Raw genomic sequence first — 17,482 nt, 5'->3', positions numbered from 1 at the left:
CACTGAGATTGAACTTAGAAAACAAGATTTGAATTATTTTAAGTCATCGGGTGAGTATTTTTGCAGATCTGATATAAAATGTGTCGCTATTTTGTATATCAACAGATTTATAGAGTGAATATGTTCTTAACACCTTATTTTAAAAAAGAAAATCAAACCATTACTGTACTTGCCGAGCAGGCCAGTGATTTTGCTAAAGGCGTGGCTCAGGACTTTAACCCTATCCACAGCGTAGGGGCTAAGCGTTTCTGTGTGCCGGGGGATCTTCTTTTTTCATTGGTGTTAGGTGAGTACGGTTTGAGTCAGAAGATGACGTTTAACTTTGCCGGTATGGTAGGAGCTGGTGTTGAGCTGCAATTTCCCGAAACTGCAGAGCAGCAGCTTGAGATCCGTGATAACAAGGACAAGTTGTATCTGAAAGTCGAACGTCTGGGAGATGTGAGATATTGTCAGACTCAAATCGAGTACTTTATCCGCAGCTATGTTGCCTTCTCTGGTCACAACTTCACTCATGTCTTAGTGCCTATGATGGAACAGCATCAAATGATGATTAATCCGGCGCGTCCTTTAGTGATCTATGAGAGCATGTCTTTTGATTTGACTACCCTAGATTTCGAACAAGTGGCTCTGTCCTTGGTTGGACAAGAGCTTAAGATTGACGGTAAGCGAGGTGATGTTACCCTTAACTTTGAGTTGCATTCAGGTGATCAGCTTGTAGGTACAGGGCTTAAAACCTTAGTAATGAGTGGCCTTCGCCCCTATGATGCAGAGCTAGTCAAAGGCATGGTCGGAAATTATGAGAGCTACCGTACTGATTTTGAGCAAGCTTAATTTTTAATATCTAAGTGTAATCTTGTTAGTCATAATTACAGAGTGCGAGTATTTATTGTTCGCACCTTTTATTCAATAAATCATCTATTCAAGAACCCCTCCTTCTCTTTCCAAAGTGATCAATAAAACTAAATTCAAGTTGTGGATGATAAAAGTTTGATCTAGCTGCTTGCCTGTTTTATTACATTAATGCATGCTGTGCCACCGCTAAAATAGCAGATGATATTAATCGCTATTTTAGTAATCCGTTCGGATGAAGGTAGCAGGAGAGTGGGGAATAGCCCCCACACCGACGAGGCAAGTTTAGCTCATTGAAAAATGGCTGAATCACTCTTTCAGGTGCCAATAATAATTGGCGTGGACTGTTACTGGACGAGCCTCTGGAGAGATCGAAAATAGCTTTTATTTTATTGAGCTATATATGCGGCGCCGAAGACGAAAGTGCTAAGTTATTTATTATCTTAGACGCGAAACGCTCAGGCAAAAGGACAGAGGAGAGGATGACTGCATAGCCCTATCGTTTGTCTCTATGAAGTTTAATTAGCACGTGCTAATTAACTGTCTATATTGCGTCCGACTGAGGCGCGTTACAGCCATTTCTTGTTCAATTCCGTTTATCCGTGTTGTTAATGATAATCGAGAACTGCAATGAATTTTGAATCACTTCTAGTTGAAATTAATGCCCTAGTTTGGGGGCCAATTACCCTCTGTTTACTGGTTGGTACAGGTTTATACCTCACCATCAGACTGAAACTTATCCAAGTGCTTTATCTGCCTTTTGCCTTGAAACTGCTTTTTAAGCCTGCCAGTGATAAAGGAGACCTCTCTTCCTTCGCTGCGCTCTGTACCGCACTATCTGCCACTATCGGTACCGGTAATATTGTCGGTGTTGCTACCGCGATTAAGATAGGTGGTCCAGGAGCCCTTTTTTGGATGTGGTTAGCGGCATTTTTCGGCATGGCGACCAAGTATGCCGAATGTATGTTAGCCGTAAAATACCGAATTACAGATGCAAGAGGTCAGATTGCTGGTGGACCTATGTACTACATTGAGCGGGGATTAGGCTTAGGTTGGATGGCTAAACTTTTTGCAATATTTGGTGTTGGAGTCGCTTTTTTAGGCATAGGGACCTTTGCTCAAGTTAATGCCATTAGCGATGCGATGATGATAGCCTTTCAGGTGCCAAGCTGGCTAACAGCAGTCGTGCTAACATGCTTGGTTGCTGCTGTTACGTTAGGCGGTGTTAAGCGTATTGGGAGTGTCGCACAAAAATTAGTACCTAGCATGGCGTTAGGCTATGTACTTGCTTGTATTTGGATTCTAGTTACCTTTAGCGATCAGGTATTGCCCGCTTTTCAGCTCATTATTGATTCAGCTTTTGCGCCTATTTCTGCTGCTGGTGGATTCCTCGGGGCTACTGTTGCACAAGCCTTGCAGATAGGTATTGCTCGTGGTGTGTTTTCAAATGAGGCGGGTTTAGGCAGTGCGCCGATCGCAGCTGCCGCGGCTAAGACAAGTGAGCCCGTAGAGCAGGGACTAGTCAGCATGACCGGAACCTTTTTTGACACCATTATCATCTGTACTATGACGGGGCTAGTATTAATTATTACCGGTGTTTGGAATGGTGATAGTGCCGGTGCTGTTATGACAAGCGCTGCATTTTCCAGTGGCGGTTCGGCGATTTTAGGTCAGTATGTGGTGACTATTACGCTAGTGTGTTTTGCATTTACGACTATTCTGGGCTGGCACTATTATGGTGAGCGTTGTTGGTATTATCTTGTTGGGGAAAAAGGTCATAGAGTCTATCAGGGAGTTTTCTTAGGCTTGATTGCCCTAGGGGCATTTATCAAGTTGGATCTTATCTGGCTTATTGCTGATACCGTTAATGGGTTGATGGCGATACCTAACTTAATTGCCATTATCGGGCTTCGGCATATCGTGTATGGCGAGACCATGAGTTATTTCTCTAGGCGAGAAACAAGGGCGATACCTGTATAGTTCATTTTGGGGCTGAGATGACGATTCGCTGATGGGGCTGAGATGACGCTTCTTTGTAGGACCGGCTTTAGTCGGGAGATAGCCGATGGATTGAACCTCGGGGCTAAAGCACCTCCTACAGTAAATTCAGGGCGGAGCCTGTCGAATAGGCGCAGCCGTCCGCGGAGCGATAGGACGAAGGCCGTCGTCTTGGATTTTCAGACGCAGTCACCGTCTTATCTTTAATATCGTCTTGGTACTTCTGGCGTAGCCAACATCATAGATTTATCTGGGCGTAGCCCTATCCGTTATTCAAGATTAATCGCTCTTTACTTAAGCATTTTTTTGCCACAAATTAGCGTATGATCCCGCTTCTAAAAACTGCAGCTGATTACGGGGGACTCCCCGATTGCCAAGTATGGCGGTTTGCTTTATTTTAGACTCTCAAAACTGAAACTTAATAGATTAGATTAGCCAGTTTATATCCAGTATAAACCGGGTTTGTAGTGATCTGTTGCCGTGAGTATCGGCAATGTTTGGATAAGGAAAAAGATGTCAAGCTTGAATCGAATTGTGCTGATAAATACGCACCTACCTGGCGTAGTTGAACTCGCCCTCGATGGTCACACCAATATTTGTGGTACGAACGCCTCTGGCAAGACCACATTACAGCGTTTAGTGCCCGTCTTTTATGGTGAGTATCCGAGTCGCGTCGTGCCGTCTACACGAGACAGTTTTGAGCGTTGGTATCTGCCCCATGACTCTAGCTTTATCATCTATGAATATAAGCGTGCCGATGGTCAGCTTAACCAAGCTGTATTGGCATCGGCTGGCGATGGTAAAGGGGTTAATTATCGATTTATCGGTAAAGGTTTTGAGCTTGATGATTATATTAAGACGAAGCATGGCGATAATATTCAATGCTTTACCATGGCTGAACTTGGCCGTGAGATGAAACGTGCTGGCGTAGCTGTGACTAACTTGCTCAACACGCGTGAGTTCAGGGCAATTATCCAAAACGATAGAGCTTTATTGAGCACCGGGAGTAATCGCACTGAGCTACGTAATTATGCGCGTCAGTTCTCCCTGTGTGAGTCTGAGTATTCATTACGTCATATTGAAAAACTCGCCAAAGCAGTACATTCGAAAGAAGGCAAGATGGAGACGATCAAATCGATGATCGCCGCTATTTTGGAAGAAGATGGCGTTAATCCGCCGAGTTCGCGGATTAATCCACAGCAAGTCGAATCTTGGATCAAAGAGAGCCAACTTATTCAGGGCTTTGAGCTGATTCGACCCGAATTTGAGAAATTAGAGCAAGAGTTCGACCAACTGCTCAGTACTGAGCAACGGCTTGCCAGTTTACGTCGTGGTTACAGTAAAGATGAAACCGATGAAATTGAAAGGCAAGAGCATCACCAAGACCTGTCTAAAGCGCTAAACGCCAAGTTAAGCGAGCTAGATGACCATTGGAAAGAGCAGCGTGATGAGCTCAACCTAGACTTGTCGGCTGCAAAGGGTGATGTTGCTAAGTGCGAATATGAACTGGACTCGATAGAAGATCAACATGCCTCTTTTCAAGATGCCGAAATCGAACGAGCTAAGTTGGATCTTGAGCAGCTGCCAAGCTGGCGAGGCACGCTAGAAAACTTATCTGAACGACATAAATTACAAACCGAAAAGCACCAAGATATCGAGGCGGCTTATAACGCTCGCCGTAGCAAAATTGGTGAAGGGCTTAACCGAGAGCTGGAAAACTTGCATCAAGAGCAAGACAGTTTAAGGGAGTCTCGTGATAAACAGCGTGAACAAGGCCGAACTGAGTTAGCTTCCTTAGAGGGTCAATGGCGTGAGGCTACTGACAAAGGGCTGTCTACATTCAGTGAGCAAGGGTATCAGCTTAAGCTGTCAGCTGCAGAGCTAAAAGTGCGGGTGGATAGCGTCACTTACTCGGAAGAGGAAAAGCTGGCGCTAGCTATTTTCGATGAGCGAATTACCCGTGCAGATGAAGAGCAAGAAGCGTGTAATGCTAAGGTGGATCGTTTTACTACTGAAGAACGCAAGCTTCGCGCCAAACGTGATCAAGCCAATGAAAGCCTGCGAGTAACGGGTATTCGTGTCAATGAACGTCAAAGTGAACTCGAAGAGCTGCATCATATACTGTTCCCTCAGTCACACACCTTGCTGGAGTTTTTACGCAAAGAAGCTAACGGTTGGGAAAATACCCTCGGCAAGGTGATCAATTCAGAATTGCTGCATCGCAGCGATCTGCACCCCGTTATTTCAGGGGAAAATCTCGAAGCACTTTACGGTATAGCGTTAGATCTCAAAGCAATCGATTCACCAGAGTATGCAGCGTCTGAGCAAGAGCTACGGATCAAGCATGCCAACGCCGAAGAGTTGCTCGTCAGTGCTAAAGAGCTACAAACTGAAGCCGAAGGGCACCTGGTTGCGGTCAATGCTGAACTCGATGTGATGACGCGCGAGCTTACTTTCTCTCGTACAGCCTATAAAAATAGCCGCGATGATCTGCGTCGTTTATTTGATGATAAACGTGCAGAGCAGGAGAAGATCCAGCTTGCCTTGAACGAGCGAAAATCGGCTTCACAAAAGCAGTTAGCACGGCTCGATAATGAGTTAAAACAGTTAAAGCAACAACAACAAGAGTGGCTGGAAACACAAAAAGAGCAAGCGTTAGAAGCGCGCATGGAGAAAAATGCTTACTGGCAAGAGGTTGTTGGCGCCCTTGATAACCAATTAGGCCAGGTTAAAGCCAATATTCAAAATCGGCGAGACCATGCTAAGAGTGAACAAAAAGCGTGTGAGCTATGGTATAAAAACGAACTCAAATCTCGCGGGATTGATGAAGCTACAATCGTTGCACTTAAAACCGAAATTCGCACGCTTGAAGCTAATATCAGTAAAGCTGAGCAGCGTCGTAGCGAAGTGTTGCGCTATGATGATTGGTATCAACATACTTGGCTAAAGCGCAAGCCTAAGCTGCAAACAGAGCTGAGTACGGTTAAGCAAGCCACGTTAGCATTAGAGCAGCAGCTTAAATCTAAATCAAATGAGGTTAAGGCGCAACGTAGCGAGCTCGATGCTAAGCGTAAATCCTCTGATGCCGTTCAAGTTGAAGCCTCTGAGAATTTAACTAAGCTGCGCAGTGTGATGCGCAAACTTACAGAGCTAAAACTTCCCGCCAATAATGAAGATGCCCAAGGTGGACTGAGTGAGCGCTTACGTCAAGGCGAAGATCAGCTGTTAAAGCGTGACTCATTACTAGGATCTGTGAAGCAATATGTGGAGCACTTTGATTCTGTTATTGCCAGTAAGTCTGGATCGAGTCTGTCAGAGACCTGGGAGCGTGCACGGGAAGAGTCGAGCTTTGTTAATGACAAAGGTATTCGGATCCTCGACTACCGCAAACTAGTACCACAACTGGAACGCCTACTCAACGAGTTGGTGCCGCAATCTATGATGGCACTGAGAGAGCAAGGCCGTATTTTCGGCGTTGATCTGACAGCTTACTATGATGTGCTTGCCGACATAGATCGCCGTATTGCTACTCAAAGTGCGCGTATCACCCGAGAGGTTGGCGAGGAGTTGTTCCTCGATGGTGTTTCTGAGTCGGCGGTTAAGATCCGCTCCCGAATTAGTGAACTTGAGTTTTGGCCTGAGCTAGAAGCGTTTGTTAAAGCGTTTCGTCAGTGGAAGGCTGATGGTTTTAATGAACTACCGGGTGAGGAATACACCAATAGTATGCGCCGTGCGATAGACATCATAGGCCGCGCCGCATTATCTGGCGGCATATCCAAACTACTTGAAATCGAACTGCGCTTAAAAGAGGGTAACAGTGACCTTATTATCCGTACCGATAGACAGTTAAATGAATCATCAAGCCACGGTATGGCTTATCTTATTTTATGTAAGTTTTTACTGGCGTTTACTCGCCTTTTACGTGGCCGCGCCGAAGTGACCATTCATTGGCCTATTGATGAACTGGGTACATTGCACCACGCTAATGTCAAAAAGATATTCGATGCCTGCGAAAACAACAATATTTCTGTTTTGGGTGCCTTCCCTAACCCCGAGTCTGAGGTTCTTAGCTTGTTTGCCAATCGCTATATCATTAATAAGCAGACTAAAAAATTGCAGGTTGTTAAACCACAAATTAATCCTATCGCCGAAAAACTTAGCAAGCGACTGACTCAGGAGGTGGTGTAATGAGCCAAGTAACCGAAACCATGTTAGTGGGTACGAGTGCGCTAATTGAGCGTTTATTAAAAGGTCAGTTTATCTGCCACACCACAGATGAAGATGGTTGGCGAGCTTTGAAAAATCCTGATACCCGTGAGCGAGTCGAGACTTATTTGAATCAGATTAATCGCACTATTGGATCGGCGGGTGAGGGCGAAGTCTTCTTCTGTGGTTATCAGCAGTTGGGTGACAACGAACGTAAGGTGATCTCGTCGCAGTTTAGAGATATTTGTAATGCGCTTATTCCGCTGGTGGAGTGGCTGGTTTTGGTACAAGAGGGCAGCGGCCAAGATGCCCCTTTATCTGAAGGTGTGGCAGTTCGACTCACTGAGTTGCAGACTCGTATTGAAGACACTCCCGCTTTTCGTGAGCAACTGGCCAAAATAAGTCATTACCGGCTCTTTGGCTCAAGTAGTAGTAATGTTGATGCCCAGATTAAACTGGTCTTTAAACGCTTAGTGGAGCTGGGTTACTTAATTAAACCTAATGCTGAAAAGCAGATCTTTATCGCCACCGGTAAGCTCGATTATCTCTACGAAGTTATTCGTTTTATCGATGAAACCGAAGGTTTGAGCTTAGAGGCACAAGCCGAAACCGCAACCCAGAGGGATCTGGTTTAATATGAGTAATAACTTACATCAGGCAGGGGTTAAATTACTCAAACAGCTTGGCAGGCATGCAGAGCTGGTGATGGATGTTTATTTGTCAGGCTCAGTGTCGGAAGATGAGACTAATGCTGCTGCCATAGAGAAACTGCGTAAAAGTGATATTTTATGGCGTCCGGAAGCGGAGCAAGAGTTAAGGCTAAAGCGTTCTGTACGTGCACTACTTGAAGAGGCATTGAGCGATGAGCGTAATCGCCAAATCGACTCGAATGTGGGCTCCTCACTGGCCAGTATTAAAACCTTAGCCGCACATTATAAAGAGGCTCGTCATAATATTGATTATGCAGCCTCTGAGGCTTATCTCGCTGATTTAAGCGAGCATGTTTATAGTTTTGCAGACGGACTACGATACTCGATTCGTGTGCTCTGGAGTCGTATTAACAACGAATTTGGTTATGTCGGAACGATTAATGCCAAAATTCGCGAGAATGAATTAGCACAGAGTCAGGTGACTGAGTTACTCAATGGATTGGAAATGTTCCAATTTAGTGAGCTGGGTGAGATTGCCGGTGATATTCGTGAGCTGAGAAAGCTGCTTGTCACGACCTTGCAAGAGGCGCTGAGCGACTGTACTCAGGAATTAAGCGTGGTGCAGGGGCGCTTACTTGAGCTGTTAGGCAGGTTCCGTCAAATTCGTGGCCGCACACGCCTGCTTAAAGGCTGGTTGCTCTATACCGACCTTCATCCTGACTATAGCCCAGCCGATCATGTTAGCCATAAGCAACTGCCCGTGCTGTTTAACTGTGCTGAGGCGTTGCTTGCTCCCGCATCTGTCGACGTACATAGCACCTTATATGAACCAGAGCTGTTTGACATAGTATCGAGCATTAAGCGCATCGACAGGCTTCATGCTGGGCTAACCCACGCTGAACAAGATATAACAGTGTCGCTAAGCCAAGCTGATGACTTCGATATTCCCGATAACCCACTCAAGCTCGCCGTTGATGAGTATTTTTGTGCTGTGATTGATTCTGGCAAGAGCCAATCAGCACTCGAGTATTTAGATGAGCAAGCACTGGAATGGGATAGAGAAAGTTGGCTGTATCAGGTCATTTGCGGTTATGAAGGACTACCAGAAGAGCATAGACAATATTTCGAACTTGAAGCGATAGGTGAGCCTGATCCTGTATACACAGGTAACTTTGTTATTCGAGATGTTGAGCTGTGGCTCGCTTAACTAAAATCCATGCGAATTCAATTAGCATGGCGCTGAGAAAGTGCAGTGCTAAGGTGCCTTTTAACCCAAATTGGCAAAAGATTTTTGCTGAGCTTGAGGTGGGCAGCGTCGATGAGTCAGCACGGAGTTTACTGTTTAGCACAGAGCAACTGCATCAGCTTAATGAGATGTCAGCTGCTTACTTTGGTGAGGAACTGCTGAAGACCTCTTTTGAGGGGACTCGCGCAGAAGTCGCGCAATACAGTCGCTTTGAAAAGTTGGCGAATATCACTCCAGATGAACAATATGTACTGATCAAGCCTCAACCTTTTTACACTGGAATAGGTGCTGAGTGTTCGCTTAGAGTCCCGTTGGATGAAATAACCAAGTTACTAGAGTCACAAGCTCAAACTATGACTCATATCGTCATAGTGGAGAACCTTGATGCATTTGACTGCTGGCAACGGTTTTCGGCTACAGCTGACTTAAGACACGCTCTAGTGGTGTACCGTGGTCATAACTCCTTAGCTAAAGGCGTTAAAGCCTTGCTGCAGCGATTACCCAATAGGATTGAGGTGGTTGCGTTTGTCGATGTCGATCCCGCAGGCATCCAAATTGCGCTAACAACACCTAAAGTCACCCAGATTTTAGCTTCTGATATTCAAGAACTTTCATTGATCATAAAGTCATCTAGCTCAAGCGAAGATTTTGATATGCAGCATCAGCAAGTCAAATATATGCAACAGCATCAGGATGATTGGCAAGTGATTCAGCAGTTTATCATCGAACAAAAAATCAGCATTAAACAGCAACATCTACTTGCTTTTAAACTTCCTTTGATAATGCACAACAGGAATTCTTAAGTACAAGCCATCTACTAGCTGACAGCTAATTCAAAAATATAACTACCGAATTTTAGCCGTCACTGAAGTAGCTTTAACGGCTTTTATTTTGACCGATACTTATAATAATCATCTTTAACTTTACACCTGTTTAGTTTAACTGGTTGTTTTGCGCTCGTTTCTAGGTCAATTATTCTATCTTTACACTTGTGTGCAGTCCAATGAACTGCCCTTGTCGCTGTGGCGTTTTGTTTTGTGTTAACTGTTTGGCGGGAATGTAAGTTTTTAGATTCACATATCTGGTTTGTTTTTCTTTATGTGTAAGTCATCATGGTAACTATATCTATAGTTGCTTTTTTGTAACTTTATTTCCCTGCTCAAATATGGTTGAAATTGTATCCAGCATGATTCACTATCAGTCCCCACAAATGGGATTGAACCCTTAGAGATCCCCTCATTTTTCAATTTTAAATAATCCCGAAAATTGAACGGTAAATAGGCTGGTTTTTAAGGTAACGATAAAAATTATCCATTAGAGGTTCTGCCCACTCTTCTCGCATCGTGGGTAACAGTTCATAGTAAATACAACCTTGGCGAAACAGAGAGTATGAGCGAGTTTTACTGGTATTTGCCTTTATTGTCTTTTCCAAGTCAGCATCCTCGCCCGCTTTTCCTAGTAGCGTCAGCAAGCCTATCGCCAAGGCGCTTAGCAAAAACAACCGGTCTCTACGTACCGGGGAACGCGTGTAGGTGGCACTCATCCCCATGCCAAAACGATAGTCTTTAATGTCACGAAAAGTCGTCTCTATCCCCCAACGTTTCCCATATAAAGTCAACATCTTGCTACTCACTAGGTCACGTCGACTTGATGCTAAATACCAAGCTTCTTTCATGCCTTTTTTCTTGGTGCAAATGACCCGAGCGACTGCTTGCTTATTACCCGTTATTTGAACGTCCTTAAGGGTTCTTGTTATGCCGCTGGGTAATAGCCAGTCCTTTACTGGAAACAGCTCTCCTACCGCATCGGTGACTTTGATATTAGCCTTAATTCTAATGATGAAGTCAAAACCCAGCTCATGTTCAATGAAGTTAAATAGTGCCGTATCACTAAAGCCTCTATCAGCAACAATTGTCACTTTAACATCCTCTGCAACGATCGACCTTAACTTAACCAACAACTCATCTTCATGGTTGTTTCTATTACCTTTTAAAGCATGTTTACGATGGGTTTTCCATAGCAGTGGCGTGTTACGTCCATGGGTTGTTTGCATACTCAGTACGATGGTTGAATGGTCGTCTGAATCAAATTCAGTCCAATCGAGAGAGACCACTATCTCTTTGCGTGCACCGATAATATAAGGCCCCCAGGAGTCCAGTAATTGCCAGACGTTTAACTTTGTATTACTGAGTAATCGGTCTACTTGTTTAATAGCAGACTTACGCTTAAGTTTATTGGCTTGGGCTAAGCCAGCGCCAATGGCATGAATAGCGAGTGACCCCTTTTCAATCACTCCGTGAGCGGCATTAGCAAGTGAGGTGACCCTTTTAGCATGCATGTCATGGCCAAAGAGTTCATCGATGTGATTATGAATAAGGGCTTTATTTATCATGTTATAAATTTTAGAACATAGAGTGATTTGGCTTATTATACTCTGGAAGCCTTGCTGCCTCTGGTTATTATGAGGGGATGCTTAAGGTTTGAACCCCAAAATATAAGCATCGACATAGGTGCAAATTAATAAAAGCATACATAAAAGATATGCTGAATCGAAGGCAGGTATATGACTAAATCACTTTCATCACGGATCTTTATTGGTCTGTTTTCCGGATTAATTTTCGGTTCAATAATTCAATATCTTCTTGGGGATATTAGTTTCTTCTCCGGCACTGTGGTCGAGATATCTTCTGGCGTGGGAAGCATGTTCGTCAGCATGATCATGATGCTTGTCGTCCCACTGGTATTTGTCAGCATAGTATGCGGCGTTCTTGAGCTAAACGACCTGAAAAGTTTCGGCCGTTTGGGTGGCAAGACATTTGGTTTCTATATTATTAACACCTTGGTGGCGATTTTTGCAGCTTTAGCCGTAGCACTCATACTTCAGCCTGGTTTAGGTGTCGACATGTCAGGCGGTACTGGCGCGACAATCACAGCCACCGAATTGCCAAATTTGGTTCAATTGATCGTTAATATCGTACCTAGTAACCCGGTTGCTGCATTTAGCTCGGGTAACATGTTACAAGTGATCTTTATGGCCTTGCTGGTGGGCGGTGTGCTTAAGTCCTTAGGTAATGCAGCTCCCTTATTAGTTCAAGGATTCCAGGAAGGTAACAAGCTGATGATGAAGCTGATCACTGTGGTGATGCAGCTAGCTCCAATCGGTGTTTTCGCCTTGATGCTAAAACTTGGTGCAACTTTAGAGGCGGAGATTTTTCTCAGTGTCGTCGAGTATCTGGTTGTCATCTTAGGCCTGTTATTGCTTTGGATATTCGTGGTTTATCCTATGGCTGTTGGTGCCTTCACGTCGGTTTCGGCGAAAGAGTTTCGCACTAAGACGCGTGAACAGATCTTGTTCTCACTTTCTACGGCGAGTTCAAATGCAACGATACCTGTGACCATGCGCACCTTGACCGAGAAGTTAGGTGTTAAGCGCTCTATTGCTGGTTTTGGTGTGCCGCTCGGAGCCACCATGAACATGGGTGGGGTTTCCATCTATATCACGATAGCAATCTTCTTCGTGGCGAATGCTTTCGGCGCGCCTATTGCGATGGAGCAATTGCCTGCACTGTTATTCAGTATCTTTCTTCTTTCTGTTGGTGCCGGCGGTGTTCCTGGTGGCGGTATGGTGATGATAGGAGTGCTAATTCATCAGATGGGTTTGCCTGTTGAAGCCTTCGCCATAGTAGCTGCGTTAGACCGTTTAATCGATATGGTACTGACCTCATGTAACGTAGTAGGTGATGCCGCGGTATTGACCATAGTCGATGCGACTGAGCAGGGTTATGAAGTAGCCGAGCAAGCGGCCTCAGCTGCTGAGCCTCTGGTACAAGAGAGCAAGCAGGTTTAGTCGATATAACTTAAATAATTTAAGAAAAAGCTCATAGACTTGCTAGTAAAAAGGTCTATGGGCTTTTTATTGGGCCGATTTTTGTGTCTCATTGGTATTGAGACAAGATCTTGTCATAACGGCTCTGATTTCCTTCAGCCGGAGGGCGCTTAAGTTTGTCGATAGCATCTTGCAAGCTTGCGACAAGTTTAGGATCAGTGTCTTTACTGAAGGCATAGAAGAGCTCGCTTTCCTTAAGGGTAAAAACAGAGGTAAAGCGATTATTGGGTAAGCTTGAATTTGCGATATACCAGCGAGCGACATTTTCTTCGTAGGCCCAAAGCTGTATTCGGCCCTTACTTAGCATTCTAACTAAAGACTCAGCACTATGAGCTTGTCTTATCTGACTGAATGGAAAGCCACTAGAAAGGAGTAATTGCTCACCAATATCATCTTTTATCGTGCCAATGGAATATTGGGCAAGCTGCTCTATGGATTGAATATTGATGTGCTCTTCAGTTAACGCGAGTAAGACTACTTTTGTGCTTGTTATAGGGCCTGCCCACTGAAAAAGTGGCTCCCGTTCTTGTGTTCTTGTGGTTGAAAAAAGTACACGGTTCGAGCCTTTGAGCATCATCTTATAGGCTCTTGGCCAAGGAAAAAGGCGGATGTTGAGCTCTTGAGGCTTATGACTTGCCTGTTGTAGAGCTGCATTGAGAAGGTCGATTGCAATGCCCTTGAATTTACCCTCTTCTATATAGTTATAGGGAGGGTATGACTCGGTGAGATACTCAAGTTTTGTTAGATCTAGGGTATGCTCGGCAAAAGCCATTTGAGAGAAAAAACAATAGAGGCAGGCTGACATCCAAAATTTCATAACTGCGTCAGTTAATAAAGTTCTTCGTTAAGTGTAGCAAGTCTATAGCTGTTAGATTTATAGCTTGTTTATAGATCTGTAAATATTCTATTTTTGAATCGCAATTAATATATTAAAAATCATTTCTCTTTGGTTATACGTCTGCTCAATGCACTCTGGCTAATGCCCAGCATTCTTGCAGCAGCAGTCTGGTTATTTGCAGTGCGACTCATGGCTTCGTCGATCAAGGCTTGGCTCACTTCTGCCAATGTAGGTAACTCTCTTGGGAAACTGATTAAATCTTGCGGTTTAATGGCACCAATATTTCCCTCGTTAATTGCCTCCATAAAAGGAGTAATATTAAGCTGTATACCATCACTGCGACTGACTCCGTCAAACACCATGCCTTTCAATTCATGCAGATTTCCGGGAAAATCATAATCTGCTAATTGGCTGGTCAAGTTTATTGGCTGCTGTGGTGCCGCTAATCCCATTTCATTTGCTGCTAAGTTGATAAAGTGGTTGATTAACATGGATAGGTCTAACTTTCTCTCCCTTAATGGGGGCAAGTTTATCTTGTGAGATTTTAATCGATACAGAAGATCGCTGCGAAATTTTCCCTTTCGATTGAGGCTGAGGAGATCATCTTGTGTTGAAGCGATGATCTTACAATTGACCGGGTAGGGGCGATCGCTTCCTACTGGGTAATATTGTTTATGTTCGATGACATCAATCAGCTTTGCCTGAGCCGCTAAAGGTAAACTGCCTATTTCATTAAGATAAAGCAGCCCATCTTTGACATGGTGTAAAGCACCTGCTTTGGCGCAGACCTCGCCATCATCATGAGTTGTCATCTGACCAAATACTTGTAGCTCGAAGGCGTGAGTATTAATTCCAGCGAGATTAATATTGATAAAAGGACTATCTGCACAAGATAGCTGATGACAGGACTTGGCAAATTCATCTTTACCTGTACCACTCTCACCTGAAATAAGTATGGGTTCAGGGCTCATGGCAACGGCCTCGAGATAACGGAATTGATCCAGCAGTGCAGGTTCACAGGTGAGAATATTATTGAAGGCTTGGGGTTGATGTAAGATACGGCTAAGAAAACGCTCCTTAATCATCAAATAGTTACGTTCGAGCCCGACGACTTCTAACGCTCTACGTACAGTGCGGGCAAGGTCGTCGACATTATCCGTTTTGATAAAGTAGTCATAGGCTCCATTTTTAATACAACGAACGGCTGTATCTACCTCATTGACGCCGGTGACTATGATGACCCGAGTCTTTGGGGACTTACTGCGGATCATCTCCAATAGGGTTTCGCCCGAGTGAAAGGGCATGGTCAAATCGAGGAGCACCAGGGCATAATCATTGAGTGCCAGCCTGTTATCCACTTGTCGACTGTCGACGCAGGTGTCGATTTTGGCTTCGGGGACCAGACGATTGAGTGTGATGGCTAAGCTTCTGAGCCAGGAAGGCTCATCATCAACCAAGAGGATATTTCTTGCTAATTTCACGTGTCTTGCTCCAATGAGGATAATTTGAGTGCCTTGATTGAGTCCGGGACGGATAAAAATTGAATTTTGATCTTGGTTCCCTGGCCAAGACGAGAACTGAACTGCATTTCCGCCATATGTTCCTTGATTATTCGACTGCAAACAGACAGACCTAAGCCGCTTCCGCCACAGGAGCGCCGAGTGGTAAAGAATGGTTCAGTTATACGCTGCAACGTGGTGCTATCCATACCCGCTCCCGTATCCCTTATGGTTAAACAGCCCCTATTACCCGAGATGTTAGTTTCAATTGTGATGGTGTCACAGTCTGAGTCATCTCCTGTGGCTGGTTTACTTGCATGACAGGCATTTTGGATCAAATTGATCAATACCTGATGTAGCTGTTGGGCATCCCCCATGATCATAGGTGCAGGCTCATTTAACTGAATATTGAGTCTGAATATCTTGGTCTGATTGGCCGTTAACCTCTGGGAGACCTTAACCACTTCGTTTAGGTCTAGTAGCTGATGTTCTGTGGTAACTTTTGGTAAGGCGTAACGCTTGAGATCTTTAACGATATGGCTTATCCGTTTAGCCCCCTCCTCTACGGTCAAGCTGCTCTGATTCAATTCTGTCATGGCGAGTTGTGGCTCTAGGCCAGCAATTAACCAAAATGGATTTTGTTTCCCATAAGCATCCGTGGCTTGTTGCAGGTCTTTGAGGGCATGATTAAAAAAGGCAATGGCATGGATGATGATCCCCGTTGGATTGTTGATCTCGTGTGCTATCCCTGCAGATAGCTCTCCCAATGAGGCGAGCCGGCTGGCCTCATCATTGGCTTGTCTGAGGTTATGCTGTTCGGTCGCTTCCTCCAAGAGGATTACGGCTTGATCATTTCCTATGGGGTGGATCTGTAACTGCCAAAATTGAGTGCGATAGGCCATGTCGGCTATCAAAGAGGTTTGGCTATCCAAGACTTGAATTAAGGTTTTATTGAGCTGGAAAATGTCGCCATTAATAAAGTGGAAATCGGAACTGCTCAGCAGTTCATTGTTATTATCGTTACTCCAGAGGCTCACACAATCACGGTTAAATAAGGTGACGCCGTGGGGGATCCCATCCAGCACAGATTGAAATTGTTGAGATAGTCTGGAAATCTGGTGTTCGGCACGTTTTCTCTGGGCTAGCTCCAGATTAAGTGCGTGAGTTCGTTTCTTTAGACTGTGACTGATATACCCTGTCAACAACATGCCTAAAGCTGAGATGATACTCACTAAGGTGGCCGCCCAGAGCAGTCTTTGCTGAGTATTAGAAAGATCGACTTTTTCCCGACCTGTTCCGAACCACTTATTCACTAGACGATCGTATTCCCCGGATAGCTTAAGCTGCCTGAGTGCATCGTTTATCTCGGCCATGAGTCGGGCATTCTTACTATTGCTGACGAAATTAAATGCACCATATATCAAAGGGTCACTGGAGCTCCTTATAGACGGATAATGGGGCATTAAACGTCTGGCGACAAAGTTTTCTGCCAGCACAATATCGACTTCTCCTGCGATTAACTGCATAAAGCCTGTTTCGTAGAGATCGACATCGACTCGTACAAATCCCTGAGGTTGGCCCGTTATATACACATCGACGAAGGCGCCTTTTTTAATTGCCACACGCTTACCCGCAAGGTCATGCCATCCATGGATGAATTCTTTTCCCTGCAAGGTATAGGCTTTGGCATGTGTGGCATAGATGGGATCGGATTGGCTGAGTTGCCTGTCTATGGTTACTGGGCTGACGACTGCAATCACGTCGATGGAACTGGTGTCGTCATTAACATCTGCTAACAGCTGTTGAAATGTCTTTCGCCTGACAATGATACGTTTACCTGTCATCTGGCCGATGCGGCTCATTAATTCTAAATGAAACCCCTGATCGACGCCGTTGTTGCGCCACTCCAATGGTGCAGTCTTAGAATGGACACCAAAAATGATATTTTCATCTGTCTGCCAAGCCTCAACTTCAGTGCTAAATACAGAGCAGAGAAAGCAGAGTAGGCAAGTGATAATGCAAGGGTATTTCATGGGGCGAGATTAGCATGGAAAGCTTTGTTGTAACTGTGCTACCAGCCTAGATTCCTGACATTTCTCAGTGATTTTTGTTACTTTTTCAGCGGCCGATTTAGCTTCTTACCGCCTCCATTACGAATATGTGATCTCTGTATCTAGCTCCCATGCAAAATTGCATAACAGGCTGTGAATTTATGCATCCTTGCATGGTGCCCCAGTTGCCCTGTGAAGCGGATTATACTTCTGTTTACTTGGCAGAGATTTCCCTTGAGGGCCAGTCATCTAAGGCTGA

General features: G+C 44.7%; 11 protein-coding genes and 1 riboswitch. Of the genes, 7 read left to right on the top strand and 4 right to left on the bottom strand.

Going from position 1 to position 17,482, the window contains the following annotated elements; all coding sequences use genetic code 11:
• Window positions 1-120: 120 nt before the first annotated feature.
• The 6 genes from sps_RS24370 (at window position 121) to sps_RS24345 (ending at window position 9,752) form a co-directional block, all read left to right on the top strand.
• Entirely contained in the window at window positions 121-831 is a 711-nt protein-coding gene (locus sps_RS24370) for a DUF3581 domain-containing protein (RefSeq protein ID WP_077754883.1), read from the top strand.
• Between the two features lie 370 nt (window positions 832-1,201).
• Window positions 1,202-1,333: riboswitch (glycine riboswitch) on the top strand.
• 146 nt (window positions 1,334-1,479) lie between these two features.
• On the top strand, window positions 1,480-2,829 hold the full coding sequence (locus tag sps_RS24365; RefSeq protein ID WP_077754882.1) for an alanine/glycine:cation symporter family protein: 1,350 nt from the start codon (window positions 1,480-1,482) through the stop codon (window positions 2,827-2,829).
• Between the two features lie 531 nt (window positions 2,830-3,360).
• Window positions 3,361-7,035, top strand: coding sequence for an ATP-binding protein (locus sps_RS24360; protein ID WP_077754881.1), 3,675 nt, complete (start codon window positions 3,361-3,363; stop codon window positions 7,033-7,035).
• Complete coding sequence (locus sps_RS24355) at window positions 7,035-7,688, top strand: hypothetical protein (protein WP_077754880.1); 654 nt, start codon at window positions 7,035-7,037, stop codon at window positions 7,686-7,688. Before sps_RS24360 ends, sps_RS24355 begins: the two co-directional genes overlap by 1 nt.
• Window position 7,689: 1 nt before the next feature.
• Entirely contained in the window at window positions 7,690-8,910 is a 1,221-nt protein-coding gene (locus sps_RS24350; protein WP_077754879.1) for a phosphoenolpyruvate carboxylase, read from the top strand.
• A complete protein-coding gene (locus sps_RS24345; RefSeq protein ID WP_149027350.1) occupies window positions 8,898-9,752 on the top strand; it encodes a DUF7281 domain-containing protein in 855 nt (284 codons plus the stop codon). The genes sps_RS24350 and sps_RS24345 overlap by 13 nt, the downstream gene beginning before the upstream one ends.
• A 446-nt stretch (window positions 9,753-10,198) precedes the next feature.
• Here sps_RS24345 and sps_RS24340 read toward each other — a convergent pair whose 3' ends face one another.
• Window positions 10,199-11,341, bottom strand: coding sequence for an IS4 family transposase (locus sps_RS24340; RefSeq protein ID WP_077751384.1), 1,143 nt, complete (start codon window positions 11,339-11,341; stop codon window positions 10,199-10,201).
• A gap of 171 nt (window positions 11,342-11,512) precedes the next feature.
• Between sps_RS24340 and sps_RS24335 the strand changes: the two genes are divergently transcribed.
• The gene (locus sps_RS24335) at window positions 11,513-12,796 is read left to right on the top strand and encodes a dicarboxylate/amino acid:cation symporter (protein WP_077754877.1); all 1,284 of its coding nucleotides are present in this window, start codon (window positions 11,513-11,515) and stop codon (window positions 12,794-12,796) included.
• An 88-nt stretch (window positions 12,797-12,884) separates the two neighbouring features.
• Here the strand turns inward: sps_RS24335 and sps_RS24330 are convergent, their stop codons facing one another.
• The 3 genes from sps_RS24330 to sps_RS24320 form a co-directional block, all read right to left on the bottom strand.
• Window positions 12,885-13,652, bottom strand: coding sequence for a substrate-binding periplasmic protein (locus sps_RS24330; protein WP_237157940.1), 768 nt, complete (start codon window positions 13,650-13,652; stop codon window positions 12,885-12,887).
• Between the two features lie 119 nt (window positions 13,653-13,771).
• Window positions 13,772-15,154 (bottom strand): sigma-54-dependent transcriptional regulator, encoded by a 1,383-nt coding sequence (locus sps_RS24325; protein WP_077754876.1) that lies wholly within the window; start codon window positions 15,152-15,154, stop codon window positions 13,772-13,774.
• Window positions 15,151-17,205, bottom strand: coding sequence for an ATP-binding protein (locus sps_RS24320; RefSeq protein WP_077754875.1), 2,055 nt, complete (start codon window positions 17,203-17,205; stop codon window positions 15,151-15,153). Before sps_RS24320 ends, sps_RS24325 begins: the two co-directional genes overlap by 4 nt.
• Window positions 17,206-17,482: the final 277 nt, after the last annotated feature.

Origin of the sequence: Shewanella psychrophila, assembly GCF_002005305.1 — a bacterium.
GTDB lineage: Bacteria > Pseudomonadota > Gammaproteobacteria > Enterobacterales > Shewanellaceae > Shewanella > Shewanella psychrophila.
This window is presented reverse-complemented; position numbering and strand designations above follow the sequence as displayed.